A 21162-nucleotide genomic window follows, 5' to 3' on the forward strand; every position below is an offset into this window, starting at 1 on the left:
GACCCGACCCCTGGTCAGCGGGTCGCCCGCCGCGTGATCGGCCGGGACCCGTCACCGAGGTCCGGTTCGGGAAGTCGGCGGCCGGGATCCGCGAGACCCACGGGGTGCCCGTCCGACGCCAGCCGTCGCATGGATTCGAGGAGCATGCGTCGCGCGGTCGCGTTGACCGAGGAGACCCGGCTCAGGTCGAGGGTCACCTCGCCGTCACCCGGCGGGATCTCCGCGAGTCGACGCAGCACCTGTTCGGCGCTCGCGAAAGTCATGGGCCCCTGGAGGCGGAATGTGCGTCTGCCGGTGACCTCGTCGAACCGCACCGAGCGGACGGCCTCCACCTCGGTGACCGTGGTGTTCATGAGGTGCAGTTCCAGATCGCGGGAGAGCCGCTCGAAGGTCCGCACCCCCTCGACGCTGTGGCCGTGTTCGTCGAGCCGAGGGGAGAACACCCCCAGGCCCACCTGGCCGGGCAGTGCGCCGAAGATGCCGCCCGACACCCCGCTCTTCGCGGGGATCCCGACGGTGGACATCCAGTCGCCGGCCGCGTCGTACATCCCGCACGTCGTCATCACCGCCAGCACCTGTCGGGCCACCGGCGCCGAGATCACGCGCTCATGGGTGACGGGGTTGACCCCGCCGTTCGCCAGGGTCACCGCCATCACCGCCAGGTCGCGGACGGTCACCCGGTACGCGCACTGGCGGGTGTACCCGCGGACCGCCGCGTCGGGGTCGTCGTCGATGATCCCTCCCGCCCGGACCAGATTGGCCATCGCCCGGTTCCGGAACGCCGTGCGTAGCTCGGACGTCATGACGGCCGCGTCGACCTCCAGGCGCCGGCCGGCGAACGCGGACAAACCCGCGGCCAGTGCCTCGTCGCGCTCGTCCTCGTCAGCGCCGACCGGACCGACCAGGGTGTGGGTGGTGATGGCGCCGATATTGATCATGGGGTTCCGGGGTCTGCCGCTGGTCCTCTCCAGTGAGATCTGGTTGAACGCGTCCCCGGACGGCTCCACGGCCACCTTCTCCAGGACCGCCTCGATCCCGCGGTCACGCAGGGCCAACGCGTAGGCGAACGGCTTGCTCATCGACTGGATGGTGAACTCGGCGTCCGCGTCACCGGCGGTATAGACCACGCCGTCCATGGTGCAGGCGGACACGGCGAACCGATCCGGGTCCACGGCCGCGAGTTCGGGGATGTAGTCCGCGAGGTGTCCACCCGCGCCCGTGGAACACAGGTCGCGGATCTCTTGTAGGTAGTCAGGTACCGGCGTCTTCACGGCCTCAGGGTGTCATGCGGGCCAAACTCGCGCGCCATGGCGGGCAATCCCGACGCTCCGATCGAGCAACGCGGAGGTTAACGGCACTACAACGATTGTGTCTCACCGGTTTCGTCCGTCGATCGCGTCCCCCCACACTGAGATCACCCCCGACCAACGACGAAAGGTTGCTCATGAAGCGGACGATCGCAGTAACGGGAGCTATCGGGCTCGCAGTGTTCATGGGAGCGTGTGGCACGGACGATACGAACGGCGATGCCACCGCCACCGACGAGACCACCATGACCACGGAGATGACCACCGAGGAGACGACGGAGGAGATGACGGAGGAGCCGGCCGCGACCGGCAACATCGTCGAGACCGCGATGGCCGCGGGCGACTTCACCACCCTCACCCAGGCGCTCGAGGCCGCGGGCCTCGTGGAGACCCTCGAGGGGCCGGGCCCCTTCACGGTGTTCGCGCCCACCGACGAGGCGTTCGCGGCGCTTCCCGAGGGACAGCTCGAGGAGCTCCTCGCCGATCCCACCGGTGACCTGGCCCAGATCCTGCAGTTCCACGTGATCGAGGGCGACGTCATGGCCGAGGATGTGATGGGAATGGACGGCGAGATGGTCCAGACCCTGCAGGGCACCGAGTTCATGGTCGAGGTGGAGGGCGAGACCGTCGCCCTGGTGGACGGCGCGGGCAACCGCATCACCGTCGTCCAGACCGACATCCCGGCCACCAACGGCGTCATCCACGCCATCGACGGGGTCATGATGCCCCCGGCCTGACCCGCACCACGGGGCCGTTCGACACGGCGGCCCACAGGTCAGAGAAACACGGTCACGCCCCGCTCGGCCCGTCACGGGTCGGGCGGGGCGTTCCCTCTCCCACGGACCCTGACCATAGGCCCGTCGGAGAACCGGACGGCCGTCCAGTTCGGCCCCCGGTCAGGTCGTGTCGTAGCGCGTGAGATCCCGCGTCGCCGGACCCTCGAGCAGTTCGCCGCACGCCGAGAACCGCGAACCGTGCCAGGGGCAGTCCCACGACCGCTCGGCCTCGTTCCAACTCAGCGCCGCGCCCATGTGCGGGCACAGGAGGCCGACCCTGCAGGTCTCGCCGTCATCCGCTGTCGCCTCACCGATCGGTCGCACGGTCGGCCGGGGAGGACGTACGGCCGCCTGCACGGCGGTGGCCGCGAGTTGAATAGGAAGATCGGCGTACAGCGAGACGGAGGTGCGCAGCACACCGGTGAGCGAGGGCTTGCCAAAGGAGACGCGCGGCTCCCGCCCGCTGAGCCGGTCCACCATGATGCCCGCCGCCGCGGGCGCCCCCGTCAGCCCCCATTTGCTGTACCCACCCGCGAAGTGCACACGCCCCTTGCCCCACGGCATCGGGCCGGACTTGGGGAGCAGCGTGACCGGGTGGAAATCCTGCGCGGACCACCCGTGGGTGAACTCGGCGGAGGGGAAGTGCTTCGCCGCGTACTCGCGCAGCGAGTCGATCTTCGACTCGGTTCCCGCAGCCGTGCCGGTGCGGTGTCCGTTGCCACCGACGAGCAGGACCTCACGGTCGCTCACGGGTACTGTCCGCAGCGAGCGGACCGGGCTCTCGACCGACCCGTACATCCCCTCCTCCAGACCGCCGGGGTACTCGAACGCGCATAGGTAGGACCGTTCGGCCTCCATCGAGGCCACGGTGGGCCCGCGGTCCAGGGCCGGTGACGCGGTCGCCAACACGACGTCGCGCGCGGAGCACGTCCCGCCGTCACTGCGCACCTGGACGCGGGCGTCCCCGTCGTGGCCACGCACGTCCAGTCCCGTGACTCGGGAGTGTTCGATGATCCGGACGCCGAGCGCCGACGTGGCGCGGACCAGCGCAGCGAGAGCGTCGACGGGGTCGAGTTGCATCTGATCGGGCAGCTCCACGGCGGACCGGGCGGGGAACGGGACGTCGATCCGGTCGTACCACCGCGCGGGCAGACCCAGTGCGTCGAGCGTGCGCTTCTCCGCACGCAGGGTGTTCGTCCCCTTGACGCCGCGCGAGAAGGTGACCGCGCGCGGCCGCTGTACGTCCACCCCGTGGGACCCACAGAACTCCGCCCACCAGTCCAGGCCGTACTGGTTGGCCTCCGCGTACGCGCGGGCGGTCTCGAGACCGTGGTGCGAACGGATGGTCGACAGTCGCGTGCCCTGCAGAACCGAGACCTTGGCCGTGGTCGAGCCGCTGGCCCCCGCTCCCACGGTGTGGGCCTCGAGCACCACCACCGAGCTGCCCCGTGCGGCCGCGATCAGCGCGGTGATCAGGCCGGTGAAACCCGCCCCCACCACCACGATGTCCACGTGCTCACCCTCGGGGAACTCCGCCTCCGGGGGATCGATCGTCGTGCGTCGCCAGAATGATGTGCCCATCGTGCGTCTCCTCTGAGCTCGGTACGAACCTCGCGCGGCAACTGTAAGGCCGCGCACCGTGGCCCGCACCCGCTCGGGATCACCGCCCGATCACTGTGCGCAGGGTCGCGGCGAACTCCTCCGCGTCGCGCGCGACGAGTCGCGAGTAGCTCAGGACGAGGCCGGCGGTCGGGTTCCGCGCGGACTGCCCGCTCAGCGCCCGCGTACGCCAGCCGGCCCGCTCGAGCTGGCGCACCACCTCGTCGTCGTCATGGCCGGGCAGCAACACACAGAGATGCAACCCTGCCTCGACTCCTGTGACACGGAGCTCAGGGCACTCCCGCGACAGGGCGGAGACGAGGTGGTGGCGCCGGTCGCCGTACACCCGCGCCGCTCGCGCCAGGTGGCGGTCCATCGCTCCGGAGGCGATGAACGCGCCCAGCGCCTCCGCGGACAGCGTCGAGGGGCCGCGCCTGTGCACGACGAGCCAACGGTCGACCTCGCGACGCAGCGCGGTCGGCGGGAGACACCACGCCACCCGCAGGTCGGGGGCCACCGACTTGGACGACGTGCCCACGTACGCCACGTGCTGTGCCGCGGCTGGGAGCGTGGCGAGCGCGGGCAGAGGGGCCACGCCGTAGCGGAACTCGCCGTCGTAGTCGTCCTCGATCATCAGCGACCCCGTGCGGTGCGCCCAGTCGACCAGGGCCACGCGCCGGTTCACACTCATCCGGTGCCCCAGCGGGAAGTGGTGGGCGGGGGTCGTGAAGACGATCCCGCGGCCCGGACCCAACCGCGCCGCGTCCAGACCACCGGGCTCGACCGGGTGGAACCGCGCCTCGAGGCCCTGTTCGCGGGCCATGAGCAGGGCGCCCCGGTACCCGGGGTCCTCCATGTGGAACGGCACCGGGCCGTGGGCCGCGACGAACGCCGAACACAGGGCGGCGATCGCCGAGCGGGAGCTGTCGAACAGCACCGGGTCCGCCGCCGCGATGCCGCGGTGTCGGCGCAGGTGGCCGGCCAGCGCGGACCGCAGCGTGGGGCTCGGCTCCTCCCACGGATTGAGGCCCGCCAGCCCCTGCGCGGCCGCCGCCCGCACCGCGGAGCGCCAGGCCCGCTCGTCCACCAGCGCGACGTCCGGGATCCCGGGACGCAGATCGCGCGGCGACCTGCCCCGACGGGGCTCGGGGACGGGAGACGACGGCGACGGCGACGGGGAGGATCGTGACGACGGGGCGTGTGACGACGAGTACGACGACGACGAGGTGTCGCCCCTTCCCCGTGTCCGCGCCCCGGCTCGCGCCGCCTGGCCCGCCCCGTCGGCGACCCGGGTCCCCGAGCCCTGGACGGAGTCGACGAAGCCGGCGGCCGAGAGCTCGTCGAAGGCCCGGACCACGGTGCCGCGGGAGAGCCCGGTCTGCTCGGCGAGCGCGCGCGTGGAGGGCAGCCTGTCGCCGTCGACCAGGGAACCGTCGGAGATCAGGTCGATGATCGCGTCCACCAGATCCTCAGCGCCCGAGACCTCACCCAGGACCACCGATCCGGGACGGGCGGTGCGGGCCATGCTCCCCATCCTAGGCGTGCGAGGCCCCGAAGTGGTCTCTCGAATGTGCGGGAAGTGGACCTTCTCGCCTGTCCACTTGTCCGATGGGATGACCCCATGCAGATCTACCGCCAGTCCCGACGCCTCCGCGACGTGCGCTACGACGTGCGCGGCCCCCTGCTCACCGAAGCCGAGCGTCTCGAATCCCAGGGCTACGACGTACTGCGGCTCAATCTGGGGAACATGTACCCGTTCGGTCTCGAGGCGCGGCCCGAGATCGTGGAGGCGGTGAGTCGCGACCTCGGCAGCGGCCAGGCCTACTCGGACTCGCGCGGGATCCCGGAGGCCCGGGCGGCGGTGGCCGACCACTACCGGCGCTGCGGGGTGGCCGGGATCCGCGCCGAGGACGTGTTCCTGGGCAACGGGGTGAGCGAACTCATCACGCTGGTCCTGCAGGCGTTGATCGACCCGGGCGACGAGATCCTGGTCCCGGCGCCGGACTACCCCACCTGGACCGGCGCGGTGAACCTCACCGGCGGTGTGCCCGTGCACTACCTGGCCGACGAGTCCGACGGCTGGAACCCGTCGCTCGCGGACATCGAGTCGAAGGTCACCGCGCGGACCACGGCGCTCGTGCTGATCAACCCCAACAACCCGACCGGGGCCGTCTACAGCGCGGAGACAGTCCGGGGGATGGCCGACATCGCCCGCCGGCACGGGCTCGTCCTGCTCAGCGATGAGATCTACGAGAAGCTGCTCTTCGGCGGGGCCCGCCACCACCACGCGGCGCTCGCCGCCGGGGACGACGTCCTCTGCCTGACCTTCGGCGGGTTGTCCAAGGCGTACCGGGTGTGCGGATACCGGGCCGGGTGGGTGGCCGCGACCGGGCCCCTCGAGCGGGCGCAGGACCTGCTCGAAGGACTCACCCTGCTGGCCAACATGCGGGTGTGCCCCAACGTCCCGGGTCAGTACGCGATCCCGGTCGCGCTGGCGGAGGACTCACCGTGGGGCGGCGACGTGATCGACCCCGACGGCCGGATCGAGCGCCAACTCGCGCTGGCGACCGAGCGCCTCAACTCCATTCCCGGCGTGAGCTGCGTGGCCCCCCGCGGCGCGCTCTACTGCTTTCCCCGGCTGGACACCGAGCGGTTCGGCATCCGGAGCGACGAGGACCTGGTGCTGGACCTACTGCGCTCCGAGCACGTGCTGGTGACCCACGGCACCGGCTTCAACTGGCCGGAGCCCGATCACTTCCGGATCGTGTGCCTACCCGACGCCGCGGTGCTCGAGAGCGCGATCGGCAGGATCGCCGGGTACCTCGATCGGCGTGCCGGCCTCCACCGGCAGCCCGGCACTCCGGCGCGGACCCCGCATCCCGCGTGAGCCCGGCCCGCCCCGGGGCTCGGGCGCGACCGCGAGCGGGCCCGGGCCCGGGCCCGCGCCAACGAAAAGAGCGTTCCGCACACATCGCCCAAGAAGGGGGTGCGCGGAACGGTCTTGTCGATGATGGGAGCGAGCGCGACGGCGCTACGGCGAGCAAGGGGCGATCGCGAGGGCGCTGGGGCGGGGGTCAGTCCTCGAGAGCGGGCTTGATGTGCTCCCAGCCGGCGCCGAAGTTCTTGAGGAAGTTCGGCCAGTTGTGGAAGCCGGTGTCGGAGTAGTCGACCCGGTAGTCGACTCCGGCGCGGTCCAGCGCCTTCTCGAACGCCTTCGACCCCTCCAGCACGCCCATCTCGAGCACCTGGCCGACGATCATGCTCAGGGCGTCCGCACCACCGCGGTAGTGCTCGAGGTCGGCGGGGCCGGCGACGTTGCTCCCGGAGGAGAAGTACACCGCGGTGTTCCTCAGATCCCCGGCATGGGAGACGGTGTCATGCCGCTTCCACTGCTCGCTGCGGTGCGGGCCCCACATGTTCTCGACGTCACCGCCGCGGGTCTCGATCGTGCCGCGGACGGACTGGTATCCGAGCGCGTCCATGGTCGAGTAGTACCCGCTGAACGACATGACGCCCCGGTAGATCTCGGGATAGGTGGCCGCGAGGTGCATGGCCGCCTGACCACCCATGGAGGCACCGCCGACGGCGCTCTTGCCGTTGGTCTCCAGCCCCTTCGTCGCGAGCCCCTGCTCGACGATGCCCGGAAGCTCCCGGGTGAGGAAGGTCTCCCACTTGTTGTAGCCGAGCACGGGGTCGGCGCGGTCCCAGTCGGCGTAGTACGAGGCGTACGCGCCGGTCGGGATGACCACGTGGACGTTGTCCTCGCGCACGCGGTCGTGAATCCGCGCCTGGTGGTTCCAGCCGGAGTTGTATTCGAGGGCGTCGACGCCATCGAGCATGTAGAGCACGGGTGCCGGGCCTTCGTCGGTGATGCGCGAGGGCACGACCTCCAGGATGACCTCGCGCTTCATCGCCGCGGACGTGACCAGCCAGTACTCGTACTCGTCGGACGTGCGCTCGACCCCGATGAACTCGGATGTGGTGATGTTCTCGTCCACCGGGCGGGGCGCGTTCGGCAGCGGGTTGGCGGAGCCCTCACCGTCCAGCGGGAAGTCCGCAGAACCGACGGAGCCGATGAACCCGGTGGCCGACCCGAGCGGAACCGAACCGGCCGCCCCCATGATGGCCCCGAGGCTCTCGGAACCCAGCGTCGAGGGATCGATGCTGGCGGTCTGGGCGAGAGCAGGCGTGGCCGACCCGAGGGCCAGGGCGAGGCCGAGAGCGCCGGCGGTGGCGGCGGCGGTGGCGGCGAAGCGGGGGATCCGGGAAGACATGCAGCTCCAGAGTTCTCAGTGATGACTCAGGAACCTTAGCTGCCACCACCTCTCTGCCGGAATGGGCCAGCGGAGTTCACTCCCCCCGCAGCGCCTCCTCGACCGCGTCCCGGAGGTCCTCCGGCTTGCGGGTGGGACCGAACCTGTCGATCACCTTTCCGTCGCGGCCCACGAGGAACTTGGTGAAGTTCCACTTGATCCGCCCACCGAGCAGCCCGGACTTCTCGGACTTGAGCCAGTCGTAGAGAGGGTGGGCTCCCGACCCGTTGACCTCGATCTTGGAGAACATCGGGAACTCCACGCCGAAGTTGCGCTCACAGAAGGACCCGATCTCCTCATCGGAGCCCGGTTCCTGGTGCGCGAACTGGTCACACGGGAAGCCGAGTACCACGAAACCCTGGTCGCGGTACTCCTCGTACAACTCCTGGAGCCCCTTGTACTGCGGGGTGAACCCGCACTTGCTGGCGGTATTGACCACCAGGACGACCTGCCCGGCGTAGTCCGCCAGATCCTTCTCGCTCCCGTCGAGCAGGCCCGCTCGAAAATCCGTGAGAGTGACATTGTCATCGGGCACGGCGCAGCTCCTCGTCGTCGTCATGACGGGCGGGGGACACCCGCCGTCCGTCCCGAGGCTTCCACACCCTCGCCCGCCCCGCACCTGGCTTCACCTCGCCCCGGATGCCCCGGACGCCCCGGACGGACCTGACACCTCGGGCATCCGCAACCCGGACACCGCCCCGATCACTCCGAGCACCGCGAGGAAGACCAGCGCCCACTCGACCCCTGCCAGAGCCAGAGCGGAGGTGATGGCGCCGATCACGAGCAGTATGACCCCCATGGCTGAATTGGAGACCGCGACGTAGGTCGTCCGCAGGTCCCCCTCCGCCACGTCCACGACATAGGTCTTGCGGCCCACCCGCACCCCGGAGTGCAGGAGGGTGAGCAGGAAGTAACCGCCTACGAAGAACGCGGTCCCCGGGCCGGACGAGCCGTCGACACCGAACAGCGAGACGGCGGCCACGAAGCCGAGCGTCACCACTGACGCGGCGGCGGCGGCCCCCGCCATGAGCCGGCGGCTGGACCGGTCGGCGACCCGGCCGAAGATCCGCCCCCCGATGAGCGAGGCGACACCGGAGGCCAGGATGAAGCCGCCGAGTCCGGCGAGCGCCCCGGTGCCCGCCGCCACGGACATGGACACGATGAACGGCGGGCTCAGCGAGGACACGAGGACCAGCCCTCGCACGGTGACGAACCGCCGGAACGTCCGGTCCTCACGGAACAGGCGGGCAGCCTCGGCGAACCAGGATCCGCCGCCCTCGTCCACCGGGTCATCGGGGGTCCCGGCGGCCGACTCCCCCGCCGGTTCGGTGACGCGCGCGTAGACCAGGGCCGACAGCACCCACAGCGCGGATCCACCGGCGAGGAGCAGGGCGAGGGCGCCGGCGCTCAGGTCGTCACCTCCGAGCGCGCGGATCGCCAACCCCAGGGTCACGGCGACGATCCCGGCCGCCGACGTCGCGAGACCGATGATCTGCCCGCGTTCCCCGGAGGGGATGGTGCGACCCTGGACGTCCTTGGACGCGATCGAGCACAGGCACCGACCGAGGGAGAACACCACGAGCGCGGCCAGGATCCCCACCCCGGCGGCGGTGCCGTGGCCGAGTGCCGCGATCCCGGCCATCACCGCCACCGCGGCGGCCTGCACCGCGGCACCTGTGACGAAGACCCACTTGCGGTGGGTGACCCGCAGCACGAGTGGGGTGAGCAGCACCTGGGGCAGCATCGACCCCGATTCCCTGATGGGCACCAGCAGACCGACCAGCGCCGCGGGCACCCCGAGGACGTGGAACAGCCACGGCAGCACCGTGGAGGCATTGACCGCCTGATCACCCGAGGACTGCAGGGTGTTGGCCGCCACCAGCCGCAGGCCGTTGCGGGGGACGTCGCGCTCAACCCGCTCCGGAAGATCGCCCCCGCCGGAGTGCTCGCGGGTGACGAGGGCGGAGTAGACGGTCTCGGCGGCGGTCACGGTCTGGAGAGCCTAATCGCCGCCGGCCGCGGTGCCCGGGGTACCCGGGATCGGGCGCTCCCCCATCGACAAGAGCGTCCCGCACACATCGGCCGAGACGCGGTGTGCGGAACGCTCTTATCGATGGCGCTGCGGCTGCAATGCCGGCGACGGCGCTGCGGCTGCAATGCCGGCGACGGCGCCGCGGCTCAGGCCAGCGGGCCACCACAGGTGGGCCAGGCGCCCGGCCCCTGTCCGGCGAGCACACGCTCGCCGACGTCGATCTGCTGCTCTCGGGTGGCCTGGTCCGCGGTCGGGGCGTACTCCGCGCCACCGAAGCCGGTCCAGGTCTGGGCGGCGAACTGCAGGCCACCGTAGTAGCCGTTGCCGGTGTTGATGTGCCAGTCGCCACCGGACTCACACTGGGCCACCTGATCCCACGCACTCGCCGGCGCGGCGGTCGCGGCGGGAGCGGCCAGCGATGCCCCACCTGCGGCGATACCGCCCGCGAGCATCGCACCGGTCAGCGTTCGGACGAGCGACGTCTGCATTTCTCGTGACCTCCTGGGTCTCGGGTCGTGCCTGTGTGCCCCACCGCCGACGGCGTCCCGCTGCCGACGGTCAGGCCCCCGATCGACGGGGACGGCGCACGACCCTACGAGCGTCGTCCGGGGACGACGCAACCCCACGCGGCGCCACCCGCGGGATCCGGAAAGGGGTCGGTCGCGAGAACGGCGGGCCCACATCGGCGTCACCGCAGGTCATCGGGACGCCTCGGGGCCGCCCCGCGGGAGCCGGATCTCTCGGTGAGATGGCTCACCCCGGCGGTGGTGACCCGGGAGGCTCCCGTCCCTCAGCCGGCCACCACGGCGGCGAGGTTGGACAGCGAGTCCTCGAGTTGCTGCTCGGACACCAGGGGGAAGGAGACCTTTCTGAGGATCTCCTTGTCGGTGACCTTGCCCCAGTCGTAGGTGAGGCGGACCAGCGTCGACTCGGGCCCGCGGTTCTCGAGCTCCCAGATCCATTCCCAGCCGGGGGGCTCGGTGCCGGCGGGCGCGGTCTGCCATGCCAGGATCTTGTCCTTGCCGTACCCCGTCACGTGGTTCTCCGTGCGGTATTCGCCACCCATGTGCTCGCCCTCCATGTCCATGGCGAACACGTCTCCGACCTGCTGGATCCGGTCGGACTTGTAGTCGCCGCGCACGAAGCCCGAGCCGTCCAGCCTGGCGTGGTTCTCCGGGTTGGTGAGGACCTCGAAGATCTCGGCCGCCGAGTGGTCGATCACGCGCTCGACGGTGATGCTCGTTGATGTGGTCATGTCCTCCACCCTGCCCGGCCGGTCGGCGTCGTGCATCCGGTCTGCGGGGCGGCGCCGGGTCGCCGGACCCGTGAACCGCCGCTACCGTCGTGGACATGGACCAGTCGACACCGCACCGGACCGAGGCGTCCACCACCCACGCCACCCCGCCGGAGACCCGTGTGACCCGGGGGACGGGATGGGCCATGCCCGTGGTCACTCTCCTGGGGGTGGCGGCGGCCATCGTGGCCGCGTTCGTCGGGAGCGGCGCCCTCGGTGGCACCCCGGTGGCCGAGGCCGCGGGCGGTGCACTGTCCGCGGACGCCACACCGGTGGCACCGGCGGGATCGGCGTTCAGCATCTGGAGCGTCATCTATCTGGGGCTGATCGTCTACGCCCTCTGGCAACTGACCCCCACCGCCCGCCGCTCGGCCCGGCAGCGGGCGCTGCGCCCGTGGGCACTGGCGTCGGTCCTGCTCAACGCCGCCTGGATCTGGACAGTCCAGCTCGACCAGGTCGGGCTCTCGGTGGTGGTGATCGTCGTGCTGCTCGCGGTGCTGATCCGCATCATGTACCTCCTCGGCGCACCCCGCACCGGCGGCGCGGTGGAGCTGGTCGTCACCGATGGCACGTTCGGTCTCTACCTGGGCTGGGTGTCGGTGGCGACGCTCGCCAACACCTTCGCGTGGCTCGCGGCGCAGGGCGTGGATCCGGTGACCGGTATCCCGCTCGGGCTCGTCGGCGTCGTCGCCGCCGCGGGCATCGGCGTCGCCACCGCCCTACTCAGCCGGGGCCGGGTGGCCCCCGCCCTGGCCACCTCCTGGGGCCTCGCGTGGGTGGCCGTGGGGCGCACCGAAGGCGATTTCGAGTCCGTGGCGCTGGTCTGGACCGCGGTGGTGGCCTCAGCCGTCGTCCTCGCGGTGGCCCTGCTCACCTGGCTACGGGTCCGCCGGGCGGCGCCGACCCGTCAGGACGCCAGCCTCTCCGGCAGGTCCTGAGGCGGGGTCCTCCGGGCGCCCACCTCGTCGACCAACCGGTCACCGAGGGTCTCCAGCGGGGACCTGCCGTCGGGCCCCGGTTCGGAGTACTGCGCGGTGTAACCACGGTCCCCGTACCTGACCAGCGCCGCGCGCGCCTCGTCCAGTCGGCGACCGAACACCATGGGCCAGTCGGCGGGGTGCTGGAGCACGTGCAGTCGCAGGGCCAACTGGGTGCGGGACTCCGGGAGGTCCTCGAGGAGCTCGCGGTACACCTGATCCGGTGTCAGCGGGGAGTCGCGGACCGCCGACCGGAGCAGACTGTCCCTCTCGATACCGCTCAGCGGGTCGCCGGGGACCGAGACCCAGAACGTCCGCTCCGGGACCGGGCCCACTCGACGGCCCGCCACACCCTGCCCACCCGGGTCCGCCGTTCCCGGCAGCCAGCGGTCACGCGGCCGGTAGGGGTCCGCGAGCAAGCCCACGGCGAGCACCCTGTCGAGCTGTTCCGGGTACGCATCCAGCCAGTCGTGGATCACGCGGCACCCGCAGCAACAACCCAGGAGGACGATCCCGTCGGACGGGTGAAGACCCACGAGTCTGGCCAGATCCGCCACTCCGGCGGCCGAGGCCGCGTCCCAGCTCCGGGGACGGTGAAGGCGGGTCCGCTCCGGCTCCGGCCACTGCACCCGGACCACGGCGCGGGCACCGAGCCGAGTGGAGAGATCGTCGACGAAGTCGTCCATCCTCCCGGACGAGGAGCGATACGCCCCCTCGCCGTCGGCGATGAGAATCCTCATGGCGTCCCCCTCTCCGGCGGCCCGCGGCCTCGGCCAGGAGGCTGACGCGGGATATGCCTGTCCCCCGAAAGTAGGACAGACATGCGGTCGTGTCAATAAGTTTTCGTTGATAACTCCTGCGTTGCAGTGACACCCATCCGGCCGAGACCGCCCCTGCCCCCTCCCGCCTCACCCCTCGGTGGCCGCCACGATCACCTGTGCCGCATCAGCGGCCACCCGGAACGCCGCGGTCTCACCGAACACCGTCGAGGCGACCTGCGCGCCCTCGTAGAGTTGGTGGACGGCCGCCGCAGCGGCACGGTCACCCCCGACGAGCTCCCCGAACAGCGTCCGCATCCACCGCTTCTCCTCCCTGATCGTCTCGGCGGCGGTCGACCGCCCCGTTCCCCCGACCTCGGCCCACGCGTTGACGAAGGCACATCCCCGGTGGTTCGACCGGGCCCACTCCTCGGCCCGACCGAAGAACTCGGCCAGCGTCCACCCCGTCGCATCGAGGTGATCGACGAGATACCGCTGCCACCGGCTGCCACGTCGACGCAGGTAGGCGTCGACGAGACCGTCCTTCGACCCGAAGCGCTGGTAGAGCGTGCGCTTGGTGGTCCGTGCCTGCTCCGCGATGAGGTCGACGCCCACGGCCGTGATGCCCCGCGAGTAGAAGAGGTCGTCGGCGGCCTCGAGGATGCGCTCCCCCACCTTGGTCGTCGGCACGATCGGCCACGGTTCTGGGGCCACCCGGTCCTCCTCGATTCGATGCATTCGCCGGCCGCGCCCGACGGTGCACTGACAGTATACCGATCGGTATGCTTTGCTCGGTCCGTGAACAGGACACTGGTGGCCGGAGCGTTCGTACTGCTGTGGAGTTGCGGGTTCGTGGGGGCCGCGTGGGGTACGGCCGAGACCGAACCCGCGGGCCTGCTGGCGTGGCGCTACGTCATCACCGCCGGGATCCTGCTCTCGGTGGTCACGGTTCTCGGCAGCCGGATCGGCCGCCGGATCAATCGCCGTGATCTCGGGCGGCAGTGCGTCCTGGGCCTCACCGCACATGTGATGTTCCTCGGGGGCCTGTTCGCCGCGTCCGCGGCCGGTGTCGACGCGGGGACGGCCGCGCTGGTGTGCTCGGCCCAGCCGCTGCTCGTCGCGGCCGCCGGGGCCGTGTTCTGGGGCGACCGGCTGGCACCGCGGCAGTGGAGCGGCGTCGCCCTCGGTCTCGGCGCGGTCGCACTCTGCGTCGGCGGGATCGGCGATCCGGGTCCGGCGATGGTCCTACCGGTGATCAGCCTGCTGGGCCTGAGCTGCTCGGCGCTGCTCGAGCGTCGCTGGGCGCCCCGGGTCAACCTGGTCACCGCCCTGACGGTCCAGGTGTGTGCTGCGGCGGTCGTCTTTGTCACCGTGGCCGTGCTCACCACCGGACTCGCGGTCGACCCGACCGCGCGGCTCGTGGGGTCGCTCGCATGGCTGGTGGTCCCGGCCGGGCTCGGGGGCTACGGGGCGTACATCCTCGCCCTGCGCCGCCTCGGCGCCACGCCCACCAGCATGCTGCTCTACCTCACCCCTCCCGTCTCGGCGGTCTGGGCGTGGGCGATGCTCGGCGACCGGATCGGGGCACCCCAACTCATCGCGATGGGGCTGGGGATCGTGGCCGTCCTGCTCGCGGCGGGAAAGCCCGGCGACGGTGACCGACCGGCCGCCGACGCTCCGGCGCCCTCCTGCGGGGGCGGGAACGCCGGGCCGACGCCGCCGACTCAGGTACCGCAGAAGGTGACGTGAGGTGAGGCGTCGGGCGGGGCCGGGCTCGCGTACCGCTGGAGTCCCGGACGCTCGGCGTAGGGATCGGTGACGACGACGAGGAGGTCGGAGAACGGCCCGAGATCACCCGCCGTCGCCGCGTCCAGGGCCTCCTCCACCAGGTGGTTGCGCGGGATGTACACGGGATTCGCGGCCGCCATCACCTCGACAGAGGGATCCAACGCGCGCCAGCTCGCGAGCCATCCGTCCGCCAACTCCCCCACCAGCTCCCGCACCGCCGAGGTGTCGCCCCCCGCGGCCGGGATGAGCGCGCGGAAGAACGATGTGAAGTCGACCCGGGTCGCGGTGAGCAACCGCGAGAGTTCCTCCAGCAGCGGCTCGACCGGATCCGATTCGCCCTCGTCCGATTCGCCCGCGTCCGACGCGGCCGCCCCCGACGCGGCCGCCTCCGACTCGGATCGGCCCGGCGCAGCGGGAAGTCCCAGCTTGCGGCGCATCCCGGCGGTCCACGCCTCCTGATAGCGAGCGGGGAACGTGACCAGAGAGGCCGTCAGCGTCTCGACGGCCGCGTTCTCGTCGTCGTCGACCAACGGGACCAGCGTCTCGGCGAACCTCGCAAGGTTCCACTGCATGATGGGCGGCTGGTTTCCGTAGGCGTAGCGACCCTGGGTGTCTATCGAACTGAACACGGTGGCGGGGTCGAAGGCCTCCATGAACGCGCAGGGGCCGTAATCGATGGTCTCGCCGGAGATCGTGGTGTTGTCCGTGTTCATCACCCCGTGGATGAACCCCAGCAGCATCCACTGCGCCACCAGGGAGGCCTGGGCGTCGAGGACCGCCTCGAACAGACCGAGATACCGGTTCTCTGCCTCCGCCGCCTGCGGATGGTGGCGCGTGATGGCGTGGTCGGCCAGCCTGCGCACCAGGTCGAGGTCCCCGGTGGAGCGCGCGAACTGGAAGGTACCCACCCGCAGATGACTGGCTGCAACCCGGGCGAGCACGGCGCCCGGAAGGGGTTGATCGCGGTGCACGGCCACCCCGGTGCCGACCACCGCGAGCGCCCGCGTGGTGGGCACACCCAGCGCGTGCATGGCCTCGCTGACGAGGAACTCGCGGAGCATCGGCCCCACGGCCGCCAACCCGTCGCCACCCCTGGCGAACGGCGTCCGCCCGGAACCCTTGAGGTGGAGGTCGCGCCCGTCCGCCAACTCGCCCATCAGCAGGGCCCGCCCGTCGCCGAGCCGTGGGGAGTATCCGCCGAACTGGTGTCCCGCGTACGCCTGCGCGACCGGGGTGGCGCCGGCGGGGACGTGCGTGCCGGTCAGCAGTCGTAGTCCCTCCTCCGACCGGAGGTAGGCGGGATCGATGCCCAGATCGTCGGCCAGCGGGTCGTTGAGGGCGAGTAGTCGCGGGGTCGGGGCCTCGGCCGCCGTCCACGGCACGCCGAGATCGGGAAAGCCGCGGGCGAAATCGTCGCCGAGCCGCACTCCGGACCGCTCCTGGGAAGTCATACCGTCAACGGTACGGCTCCGTCGCGGGGTGGTCGGTCCGTCCACTCCCGCCCTCCGTGACGGCACCGAGCCGTGCGAGATCCCCCCGCAGTGCCGCGATGTCCGCCGACAACCGGCTGACCTGAGCCTGCGTCGCGGACTGGTTGACCTCGTCCTGCTCGCTGACCCGGTCCACGATCCACGAGGCGAGCGTGGCCGTGACGACGCCCAGCAAGGCGATCCCGGCGAGCATCAGTCCCGTCGCGATCACCCGGCCCGTCGGGGTCACCGGCGCGATGTCCCCGTACCCGACCGTCGTGACGGTCACGACCGCCCACCACAACGCCTGACCGTAGGTCTCGATCGTCGCGCCGGGGGCCCCGCGCTCGGCGTCCAGAATCGCCAGGGAGGACACGACCAACAGGACCGAGGTCGATCCCGCGGCGTACGCGATCACCTGGCCGCGCACGGCCGTCCCCGCCGAGCGGTGCATGACGTTCAGCAGCATCACCAGCCGGAGCAGTCGCAGCGGCCGGAGCATCGGCAGGGCGATCACCACCAGCTCGTACCAGTGCGTGAACAGCCACCGGCCTCGTGGTCTCGCCAACGCCAGGCGCACGCAGAAGTCCACCGCGAAGAGCACCCAGGTCCCCACCATCACTATCTCGACGGCCACGCCCCCTGTGCCCTCCGGGTTCACCAGGACCGAGACCGCGTAGGCGACGAGGAAGACCAGCGCCGCGCCGATCAACGGCCATTCCGTCAGTTCCGCCCACCGTTTCTCCGTCACCTCTCGATGATGACCGACTCCGGGGGACGAAGGCGGGGAACGTGACGGCATGGTTACCGATCAGCGGTTCAGGTTCATTTGAGGGGTGCCACCGCGTACATTCCTCACCACCGAGGAGTCGCCCTGTGAATCGCCAGATGTAGAGAAACGGGGCGGCCTCCGCGCCATGCATCACCGACCGGAACCGAGGTAGCCCTATGACGGCCAACGCGGTGGGACTCGCCCTGCTCATCCTGGGACTGGCACTGCTGATCGGCAAGATCATCCGCGTCAAGGTGGGGATAGTCCAGTCACTGTTCCTCCCCAGTTCGATCGTCGCCGGAGCGCTGCTCCTCCTGCTGGGCCCCGAGGTACTGGGCCGGTTCGCAGGACCTTGGGGGGAGAACGGACTGTTCACGGAGCCCATGGTCGAGGTGTGGTCCTCGCTGCCGGGACTGCTGATCAGCGTCATCTTCGCTACCATGTTCCTCGGCCACAAACTCCCGACCGCCAAGCGGGCCGTCAAGCTCGTCGGCCCCCAGCTCTCGCTCGGTGTGTCCCTCGCCTCCGGCCAGTACGTGGTGGGCCTGCTGCTGGCCGCGCTGATCCTCGTCCCGACGTTGGCGGTGGCACCGATGACCGGTGCGCTCATCGAGATCGGGTTCGAAGGCGGTCACGGTACCGCTGCGGGGATGCGGCCGGTCTTCGACGAGTTGGGCTTCGGCGAGGGCGCCGACCTCGCGGTCGGCCTGGCCACCGTGGGCATCGTGGGCGGGATCATCGTCGGGATCGGGTTGATCAACTGGGCCGTACGCACCGGACGGACGGAACTCGTCACCGGGAGCGCCAAGATGTCCATCGAGGAGCAGAAGGGCCTCTTCCGGGAGGACGAGTACTACTCCGCCGGCAAGATGACGTCCCGCCCGTCCTCGGTCGAGCCGCTGTCGCTCCACATCGCGATCGTCACCGTGGCGATCCTCGTCGGCCTCGTGATCCTGGAGGGTCTGCGCTGGATCGAGCAGGCCACCTACGCGTCGGTCATGCTCGACGACAACACGCCGTTGGAGATCTTCGCCTACGTCCCCCTCTTCCCCATCGCCCTCCTCGGTGGCGTGATCGTGCAGTTCGTGGCCACCAAGGCCGGGTTCGCGCACGTGATCGACGCCCAGATCATGTTGCGGATCCAGGGATGGGCGCTCGACTTCCTCATCGTCGCCGCCATCGCCACCCTGTCCCTCCAGGCGATCGGAGAGAACATCGGTGTCTTCGTGATCCTGGCGGTCGCGGGGATCGTGTTCAACGTCGCCGTCTTCCTGTGGCTGGCGCCGCGGATCATCGGTCGCTACTGGTTCGAGCGCGGTATCGGTGACTTCGGCCAGTCGATGGGCGTCACCGCCACGGGCCTCATCCTCATGCGGGTGGTCGACCCCCAGGCGGAGAGCCCCGCGTTCGAGGCGTTCGGCTACAAGCAGCTGGTCTTCGAACCGTTCTTCGGCGGTGGCCTCGTCACGGCGATGGCGGTCCCGATCATCTTCCTCACCGGGGTGTGGCCCCTGTTCTTCGTGATGCTCGCGGTCTTCCTCGTGGCGGTGCTATCCGGCTTGTTCTACTTCCGCCCCAGGGAGATGCGGGACCGGGCCGAGTGGGAGAAGGAGAAATCCGAGGGGCGCGAGCCCGCGCGGGAGTAGGTTCCCGGGTTGTCGACCCCTCGCGGGCAGCGGTGGTGACCTCTCACCGCCGGCCCTAGGCTCGGCGGCACCCGACCCCCGCGAGGAGGATGCCCGGTGCCGCCACCCTCTACTGACCTCCGCACCGCCGACCCCCGGGTGAACCGGCGTCTGGTCCTGTCCGGGTTCCTCTTCGGTTGCGGGATCGCCGGTTCGGTGATCGATCTGTTCGTCTTTCACCTGCTCCTGCAGTGGCACCACTTCTACGACCTCTCCACCCCCAACGTCGCCCTCCTGGCGGACGGACTGTTCCACGGCGCCACCTGGCTCATCACCGTCTGGGGCCTGTTCATGCTGGGGGAGGTCAGGCACACGATGGTCGTCCCGTGGTGGCGGTGGTCCGGTGCGGTCCTCACCGGCGTCGGCGCGTTCCAGCTGTTCGACGGGATCGTCTTCCACAAGATCCTCCGGGTCCACCAGATCCGCTACGGCGTCGACCTGTTCGTCTACGACCTGGTGTGGATCGCCTCGGCGGCTGCGCTCCTCCTGGCAGGACTGGTGATCCTGTGGCGGACCGCGGTTCCCCCGGAGCTGACGCCGACCTCCCCACCTTCCCGGGACTGAGCCCGGTGACCCACGACCACGCGCATCCCGAGCCCTCCTCCTGGCCGATGCCCGAGGCGCTCGGCGTGCTCCTGATCGCGATGGCGGCGGTCGCCTACCTGGTGGGCGTCCGTCGGCACCGGTCCCGAGGCCGGTGGCCCCGATATCGGACCGCGCTGTGGGTCACGGGGCTGATCTGCCTGGGGGCGGCATGGGTCGGTCCCCTCGCCTCCGCGGCGCACTCGGGATTCACCGCCCACATGGGAGTCCACCTGCTCCTGGGCATGCTGGCGCCGCTCCTTCTGGTGCTCGCGGCCCCGGTGACCCTCGCGCTGAGGACACTGCCCGCCCGGCACGCCCGGGTCGTCTCGCGGGTGCTGCGGTCCCCGCCGGTGCGGGTGCTCACCCATCCCGTCGTTGCCGCCGTACTCAATGCGGGGGGCCTGTGGGTTCTCTACACCACCGACCTCTTCGCGCTCATGCACGAGTCACACGCGGTCCACGTCCTCGTCCACCTGCACGTGTTCCTCGCCGGCCTGGTGTTCACCGTGGCGATGATCGGGCCGGACCCGAACCCGCACCGTGCGAGCTTCCGGACCCGTGCGGTGGTGCTGGTGTTGTTCATCGCCGCCCATTCGATTCTCGGCAGGTGGCTGTACGGGCATCCCCCGGTCGGTGTCGACCCGGCGGACGCCAGGGTGGGGGCCCAGCTCATGTTCTACGGCGGTGAGGTCATCGACCTCGCGCTCATCGTCCTGCTCTTCACAGGCTGGTACCCGGGATCCCGAGGCCGCGGCCGGTATCTCCCCCGTAATCCCTCTCTCACCACCGTCCACGATCACCCCGCCGGCCAGGCCGGCGGTTCCCGACACACCGAGGAGACGACCCCATGAGCGACAACCGTGCACTGCATATCGCCCGAGCAGCCGAGTAGAACCACCTCATGCACTTCGGCACCGGAGCCGCGCTCGGCGCTCTCCGCGGGGTCTGGGCGGCCACGGGGATCCGTGGGGCGTACGCGACCGCCTGGCACACGGTCATCCGGCTGGGCTTCGATCAGACCGTGGAGAACGCGACAGGGGTCGGGGCGCCGCCCACCAGCTGGCCCCTGCGGGAACAGGCGGTGGACGTGGCACACAAGGCGGTCTACGCGGCGATCACCGGCGCCGTATCCGAGCGCGCCGTCGCTCCCTCACTTCGTCCCTCGCGAGGCCGCACGAGCCACTAAAGTGGAGGAGAAGGACACTTTCAGACCCTCTCCAGGAGGACCCATGCAGAAGAAGTCGTGGAGCGAGCTGTCCGACGGTCAGAAGGCCGCCATCCTGACCCTGATGTCCGTGCAGGTGTCGCTGGCGGTCACCGCGTGGACCGATCTGGCCTTCCGACCGGCCGAGCAGGTGCGCGGCAGCAAGGGCATGTGGGCCGCAATCATCGCGGTCAACTTCATCGGCCCCGTCCTGTACTTCTTGAGGGGGCGGCAGAGATGACCTCCAGGCGACGGGCGGGGCTTGCCGCCGGTGTCCTCCTCGTCGTCGTCCTGACCCTCGGCGCGTGCGCCGCAGGGCCCAACGTCGACGTCTCCCCGCAGGGGCTCGGCTTCTGGTGGGGACTGTGGCACGGGCTCATCCTCCCGGTGACCTTCATCATCTCCCTCTTCACCGACACCGTGACCATCTACGAGGTGAACAACAACGGCAACTGGTACGACTTCGGCTTCGTCTTAGGAATCGCGTTGTTCTCCGGTCCCGCGATGGCGGGTTCGCGGCGCCGTTGACGTCCGGCACCGACTCGACAGGCGTCCCAGCCACGTGGTGGCTCCCCGACAGGCTCCCCGACCGGTTCCCAGCCC

Annotated in this window: 22 protein-coding genes; 10 read left to right on the plus strand and 12 right to left on the minus strand. The window is 70.5% G+C overall.

All coding sequences use genetic code 11. The features are described 5' to 3' along the window. Positions 1-14 precede the first annotated feature (14 nt). Complete coding sequence (locus tag CEY15_RS11080; protein WP_017837276.1) at positions 15-1271, minus strand: glutaminase; 1257 nt, start codon at positions 1269-1271, stop codon at positions 15-17. 281 nt (positions 1272-1552) lie between these two features. On the opposite strand from CEY15_RS11080, the gene CEY15_RS11085 reads away from it, so the two are divergent. Continuing rightward, positions 1553-2044: a fasciclin domain-containing protein gene (locus CEY15_RS11085; RefSeq protein WP_245847563.1), complete on the plus strand. Its 492-nt coding sequence runs from the start codon at positions 1553-1555 to the stop codon at positions 2042-2044. Positions 2045-2203: 159 nt separating this feature from the next. Here the strand turns inward: CEY15_RS11085 and CEY15_RS11090 are convergent, their stop codons facing one another. Both CEY15_RS11090 and CEY15_RS11095 read right to left on the minus strand, forming a co-directional pair. Then, positions 2204-3664, minus strand: a complete 1461-nt coding sequence (locus tag CEY15_RS11090) for an FAD-dependent oxidoreductase (RefSeq protein WP_095718501.1) — start codon at positions 3662-3664, stop codon at positions 2204-2206. Between the two features lie 79 nt (positions 3665-3743). Further along, a complete protein-coding gene (locus tag CEY15_RS11095; protein ID WP_095718502.1) occupies positions 3744-5207 on the minus strand; it encodes a PLP-dependent aminotransferase family protein in 1464 nt (487 codons plus the stop codon). 96 nt (positions 5208-5303) lie between these two features. Between CEY15_RS11095 and CEY15_RS11100 the strand changes: the two genes are divergently transcribed. Beyond that, positions 5304-6569, plus strand: coding sequence for a pyridoxal phosphate-dependent aminotransferase (locus tag CEY15_RS11100; RefSeq protein WP_095718503.1), 1266 nt, complete (start codon positions 5304-5306; stop codon positions 6567-6569). Positions 6570-6756: 187 nt separating this feature from the next. Here CEY15_RS11100 and CEY15_RS11105 read toward each other — a convergent pair whose 3' ends face one another. The 5 genes from CEY15_RS11105 to CEY15_RS11125 form a co-directional block, all read right to left on the minus strand. Beyond that, positions 6757-7956, minus strand: a complete 1200-nt coding sequence (locus tag CEY15_RS11105) for an alpha/beta hydrolase (protein WP_095718504.1) — start codon at positions 7954-7956, stop codon at positions 6757-6759. Between the two features lie 76 nt (positions 7957-8032). Then, positions 8033-8530 (minus strand): glutathione peroxidase, encoded by a 498-nt coding sequence (locus tag CEY15_RS11110; RefSeq protein WP_095718505.1) that lies wholly within the window; start codon positions 8528-8530, stop codon positions 8033-8035. Between the two features lie 90 nt (positions 8531-8620). After that, the gene (locus tag CEY15_RS11115; protein WP_095718506.1) at positions 8621-9985 is read right to left on the minus strand and encodes an MFS transporter; all 1365 of its coding nucleotides are present in this window, start codon (positions 9983-9985) and stop codon (positions 8621-8623) included. 188 nt (positions 9986-10173) lie between these two features. Beyond that, entirely contained in the window at positions 10174-10515 is a 342-nt protein-coding gene (locus CEY15_RS11120; protein WP_176475092.1) for a transglycosylase family protein, read from the minus strand. A 302-nt stretch (positions 10516-10817) separates the two neighbouring features. After that, the gene (locus CEY15_RS11125) at positions 10818-11282 is read right to left on the minus strand and encodes an SRPBCC domain-containing protein (RefSeq protein WP_095718571.1); all 465 of its coding nucleotides are present in this window, start codon (positions 11280-11282) and stop codon (positions 10818-10820) included. 95 nt (positions 11283-11377) lie between these two features. Between CEY15_RS11125 and CEY15_RS11130 the strand changes: the two genes are divergently transcribed. After that, positions 11378-12259, plus strand: a complete 882-nt coding sequence (locus CEY15_RS11130) for a tryptophan-rich sensory protein (protein WP_095718572.1) — start codon at positions 11378-11380, stop codon at positions 12257-12259. Here the strand turns inward: CEY15_RS11130 and CEY15_RS11135 are convergent. Both CEY15_RS11135 and CEY15_RS11140 read right to left on the minus strand, forming a co-directional pair. Beyond that, positions 12229-13038: a hypothetical protein gene (locus CEY15_RS11135; RefSeq protein ID WP_095718507.1), complete on the minus strand. Its 810-nt coding sequence runs from the start codon at positions 13036-13038 to the stop codon at positions 12229-12231. The two genes, CEY15_RS11130 and CEY15_RS11135, sit on opposite strands and share 31 nt — an antisense overlap. Positions 13039-13206: 168 nt before the next feature. Then, positions 13207-13770, minus strand: a complete 564-nt coding sequence (locus CEY15_RS11140) for a TetR/AcrR family transcriptional regulator (protein ID WP_217987097.1) — start codon at positions 13768-13770, stop codon at positions 13207-13209. Between the two features lie 84 nt (positions 13771-13854). Here CEY15_RS11140 and CEY15_RS11145 point away from each other — a divergent pair, with 84 nt between their 5' ends. Beyond that, on the plus strand, positions 13855-14805 hold the full coding sequence (locus CEY15_RS11145; RefSeq protein ID WP_176475093.1) for a DMT family transporter: 951 nt from the start codon (positions 13855-13857) through the stop codon (positions 14803-14805). Here the strand turns inward: CEY15_RS11145 and CEY15_RS11150 are convergent. After that, positions 14781-16295, minus strand: coding sequence for a protein adenylyltransferase SelO (locus CEY15_RS11150; protein WP_095718510.1), 1515 nt, complete (start codon positions 16293-16295; stop codon positions 14781-14783). The two genes, CEY15_RS11145 and CEY15_RS11150, sit on opposite strands and share 25 nt — an antisense overlap. 4 nt (positions 16296-16299) lie before the next feature. Next, the gene (locus CEY15_RS11155) at positions 16300-17064 is read right to left on the minus strand and encodes a potassium channel family protein (RefSeq protein ID WP_245847564.1); all 765 of its coding nucleotides are present in this window, start codon (positions 17062-17064) and stop codon (positions 16300-16302) included. Positions 17065-17261: 197 nt separating this feature from the next. On the opposite strand from CEY15_RS11155, the gene CEY15_RS11160 reads away from it, so the two are divergent. The 6 genes from CEY15_RS11160 to CEY15_RS11185 all read left to right on the plus strand — a co-directional run bounded on the left by CEY15_RS11160 (position 17262) and on the right by CEY15_RS11185 (position 21087). Next, on the plus strand, positions 17262-18731 hold the full coding sequence (locus CEY15_RS11160) for a sodium/glutamate symporter (RefSeq protein WP_095718512.1): 1470 nt from the start codon (positions 17262-17264) through the stop codon (positions 18729-18731). 96 nt (positions 18732-18827) lie between these two features. Beyond that, positions 18828-19334, plus strand: a complete 507-nt coding sequence (locus CEY15_RS11165; protein ID WP_095718513.1) for a DUF2243 domain-containing protein — start codon at positions 18828-18830, stop codon at positions 19332-19334. Between the two features lie 5 nt (positions 19335-19339). Beyond that, positions 19340-20206: a cytochrome c oxidase assembly protein gene (locus tag CEY15_RS11170; RefSeq protein WP_245847566.1), complete on the plus strand. Its 867-nt coding sequence runs from the start codon at positions 19340-19342 to the stop codon at positions 20204-20206. A 50-nt stretch (positions 20207-20256) separates the two neighbouring features. After that, entirely contained in the window at positions 20257-20541 is a 285-nt protein-coding gene (locus CEY15_RS11175; protein ID WP_217987098.1) for a hypothetical protein, read from the plus strand. Positions 20542-20584: 43 nt separating this feature from the next. Beyond that, on the plus strand, positions 20585-20800 hold the full coding sequence (locus CEY15_RS11180; RefSeq protein WP_095718514.1) for a PLD nuclease N-terminal domain-containing protein: 216 nt from the start codon (positions 20585-20587) through the stop codon (positions 20798-20800). Next, positions 20797-21087 carry a hypothetical protein gene (locus CEY15_RS11185; RefSeq protein WP_095718515.1) on the plus strand — a complete coding sequence of 97 codons (291 nt, stop codon included), beginning with the start codon at positions 20797-20799 and terminating at the stop codon, positions 21085-21087. The genes CEY15_RS11180 and CEY15_RS11185 overlap by 4 nt, the downstream gene beginning before the upstream one ends. Positions 21088-21162 lie beyond the last annotated feature (75 nt).

The sequence above is a fragment of the Dietzia natronolimnaea genome, from assembly GCF_002289575.1.
In the GTDB taxonomy this organism is placed as follows: domain Bacteria; phylum Actinomycetota; class Actinomycetes; order Mycobacteriales; family Mycobacteriaceae; genus Dietzia; species Dietzia natronolimnaea_A.

Excerpts from the sequence above, each read along its gene's own strand:
- CEY15_RS11085 (WP_245847563.1), top strand. The coding sequence starts at position 1,553 with ATGACCACGGAGATGACCACCGAGGAGACGACGGAGGAGATGACGGAG.
- CEY15_RS11090 (WP_095718501.1), bottom strand. The coding sequence starts at position 3,664 with ATGGGCACATCATTCTGGCGACGCACGACGATCGATCCCCCGGAGGCG.
- CEY15_RS11095 (WP_095718502.1), bottom strand. The coding sequence starts at position 5,207 with ATGGCCCGCACCGCCCGTCCCGGATCGGTGGTCCTGGGTGAGGTCTCG.
- CEY15_RS11100 (WP_095718503.1), top strand. The coding sequence starts at position 5,304 with ATGCAGATCTACCGCCAGTCCCGACGCCTCCGCGACGTGCGCTACGAC.
- CEY15_RS11105 (WP_095718504.1), bottom strand. The coding sequence starts at position 7,956 with ATGTCTTCCCGGATCCCCCGCTTCGCCGCCACCGCCGCCGCCACCGCC.
- CEY15_RS11120 (WP_176475092.1), bottom strand. The coding sequence starts at position 10,515 with ATGCAGACGTCGCTCGTCCGAACGCTGACCGGTGCGATGCTCGCGGGC.
- CEY15_RS11125 (WP_095718571.1), bottom strand. The coding sequence starts at position 11,282 with ATGACCACATCAACGAGCATCACCGTCGAGCGCGTGATCGACCACTCG.
- CEY15_RS11130 (WP_095718572.1), top strand. The coding sequence starts at position 11,378 with ATGGACCAGTCGACACCGCACCGGACCGAGGCGTCCACCACCCACGCC.
- CEY15_RS11135 (WP_095718507.1), bottom strand. The coding sequence starts at position 13,038 with ATGAGGATTCTCATCGCCGACGGCGAGGGGGCGTATCGCTCCTCGTCC.
- CEY15_RS11150 (WP_095718510.1), bottom strand. The coding sequence starts at position 16,295 with ATGACTTCCCAGGAGCGGTCCGGAGTGCGGCTCGGCGACGATTTCGCC.
- CEY15_RS11160 (WP_095718512.1), top strand. The coding sequence starts at position 17,262 with ATGACGGCCAACGCGGTGGGACTCGCCCTGCTCATCCTGGGACTGGCA.
- CEY15_RS11175 (WP_217987098.1), top strand. The coding sequence starts at position 20,257 with ATGCACTTCGGCACCGGAGCCGCGCTCGGCGCTCTCCGCGGGGTCTGG.
- CEY15_RS11180 (WP_095718514.1), top strand. The coding sequence starts at position 20,585 with ATGCAGAAGAAGTCGTGGAGCGAGCTGTCCGACGGTCAGAAGGCCGCC.
- CEY15_RS11185 (WP_095718515.1), top strand. The coding sequence starts at position 20,797 with ATGACCTCCAGGCGACGGGCGGGGCTTGCCGCCGGTGTCCTCCTCGTC.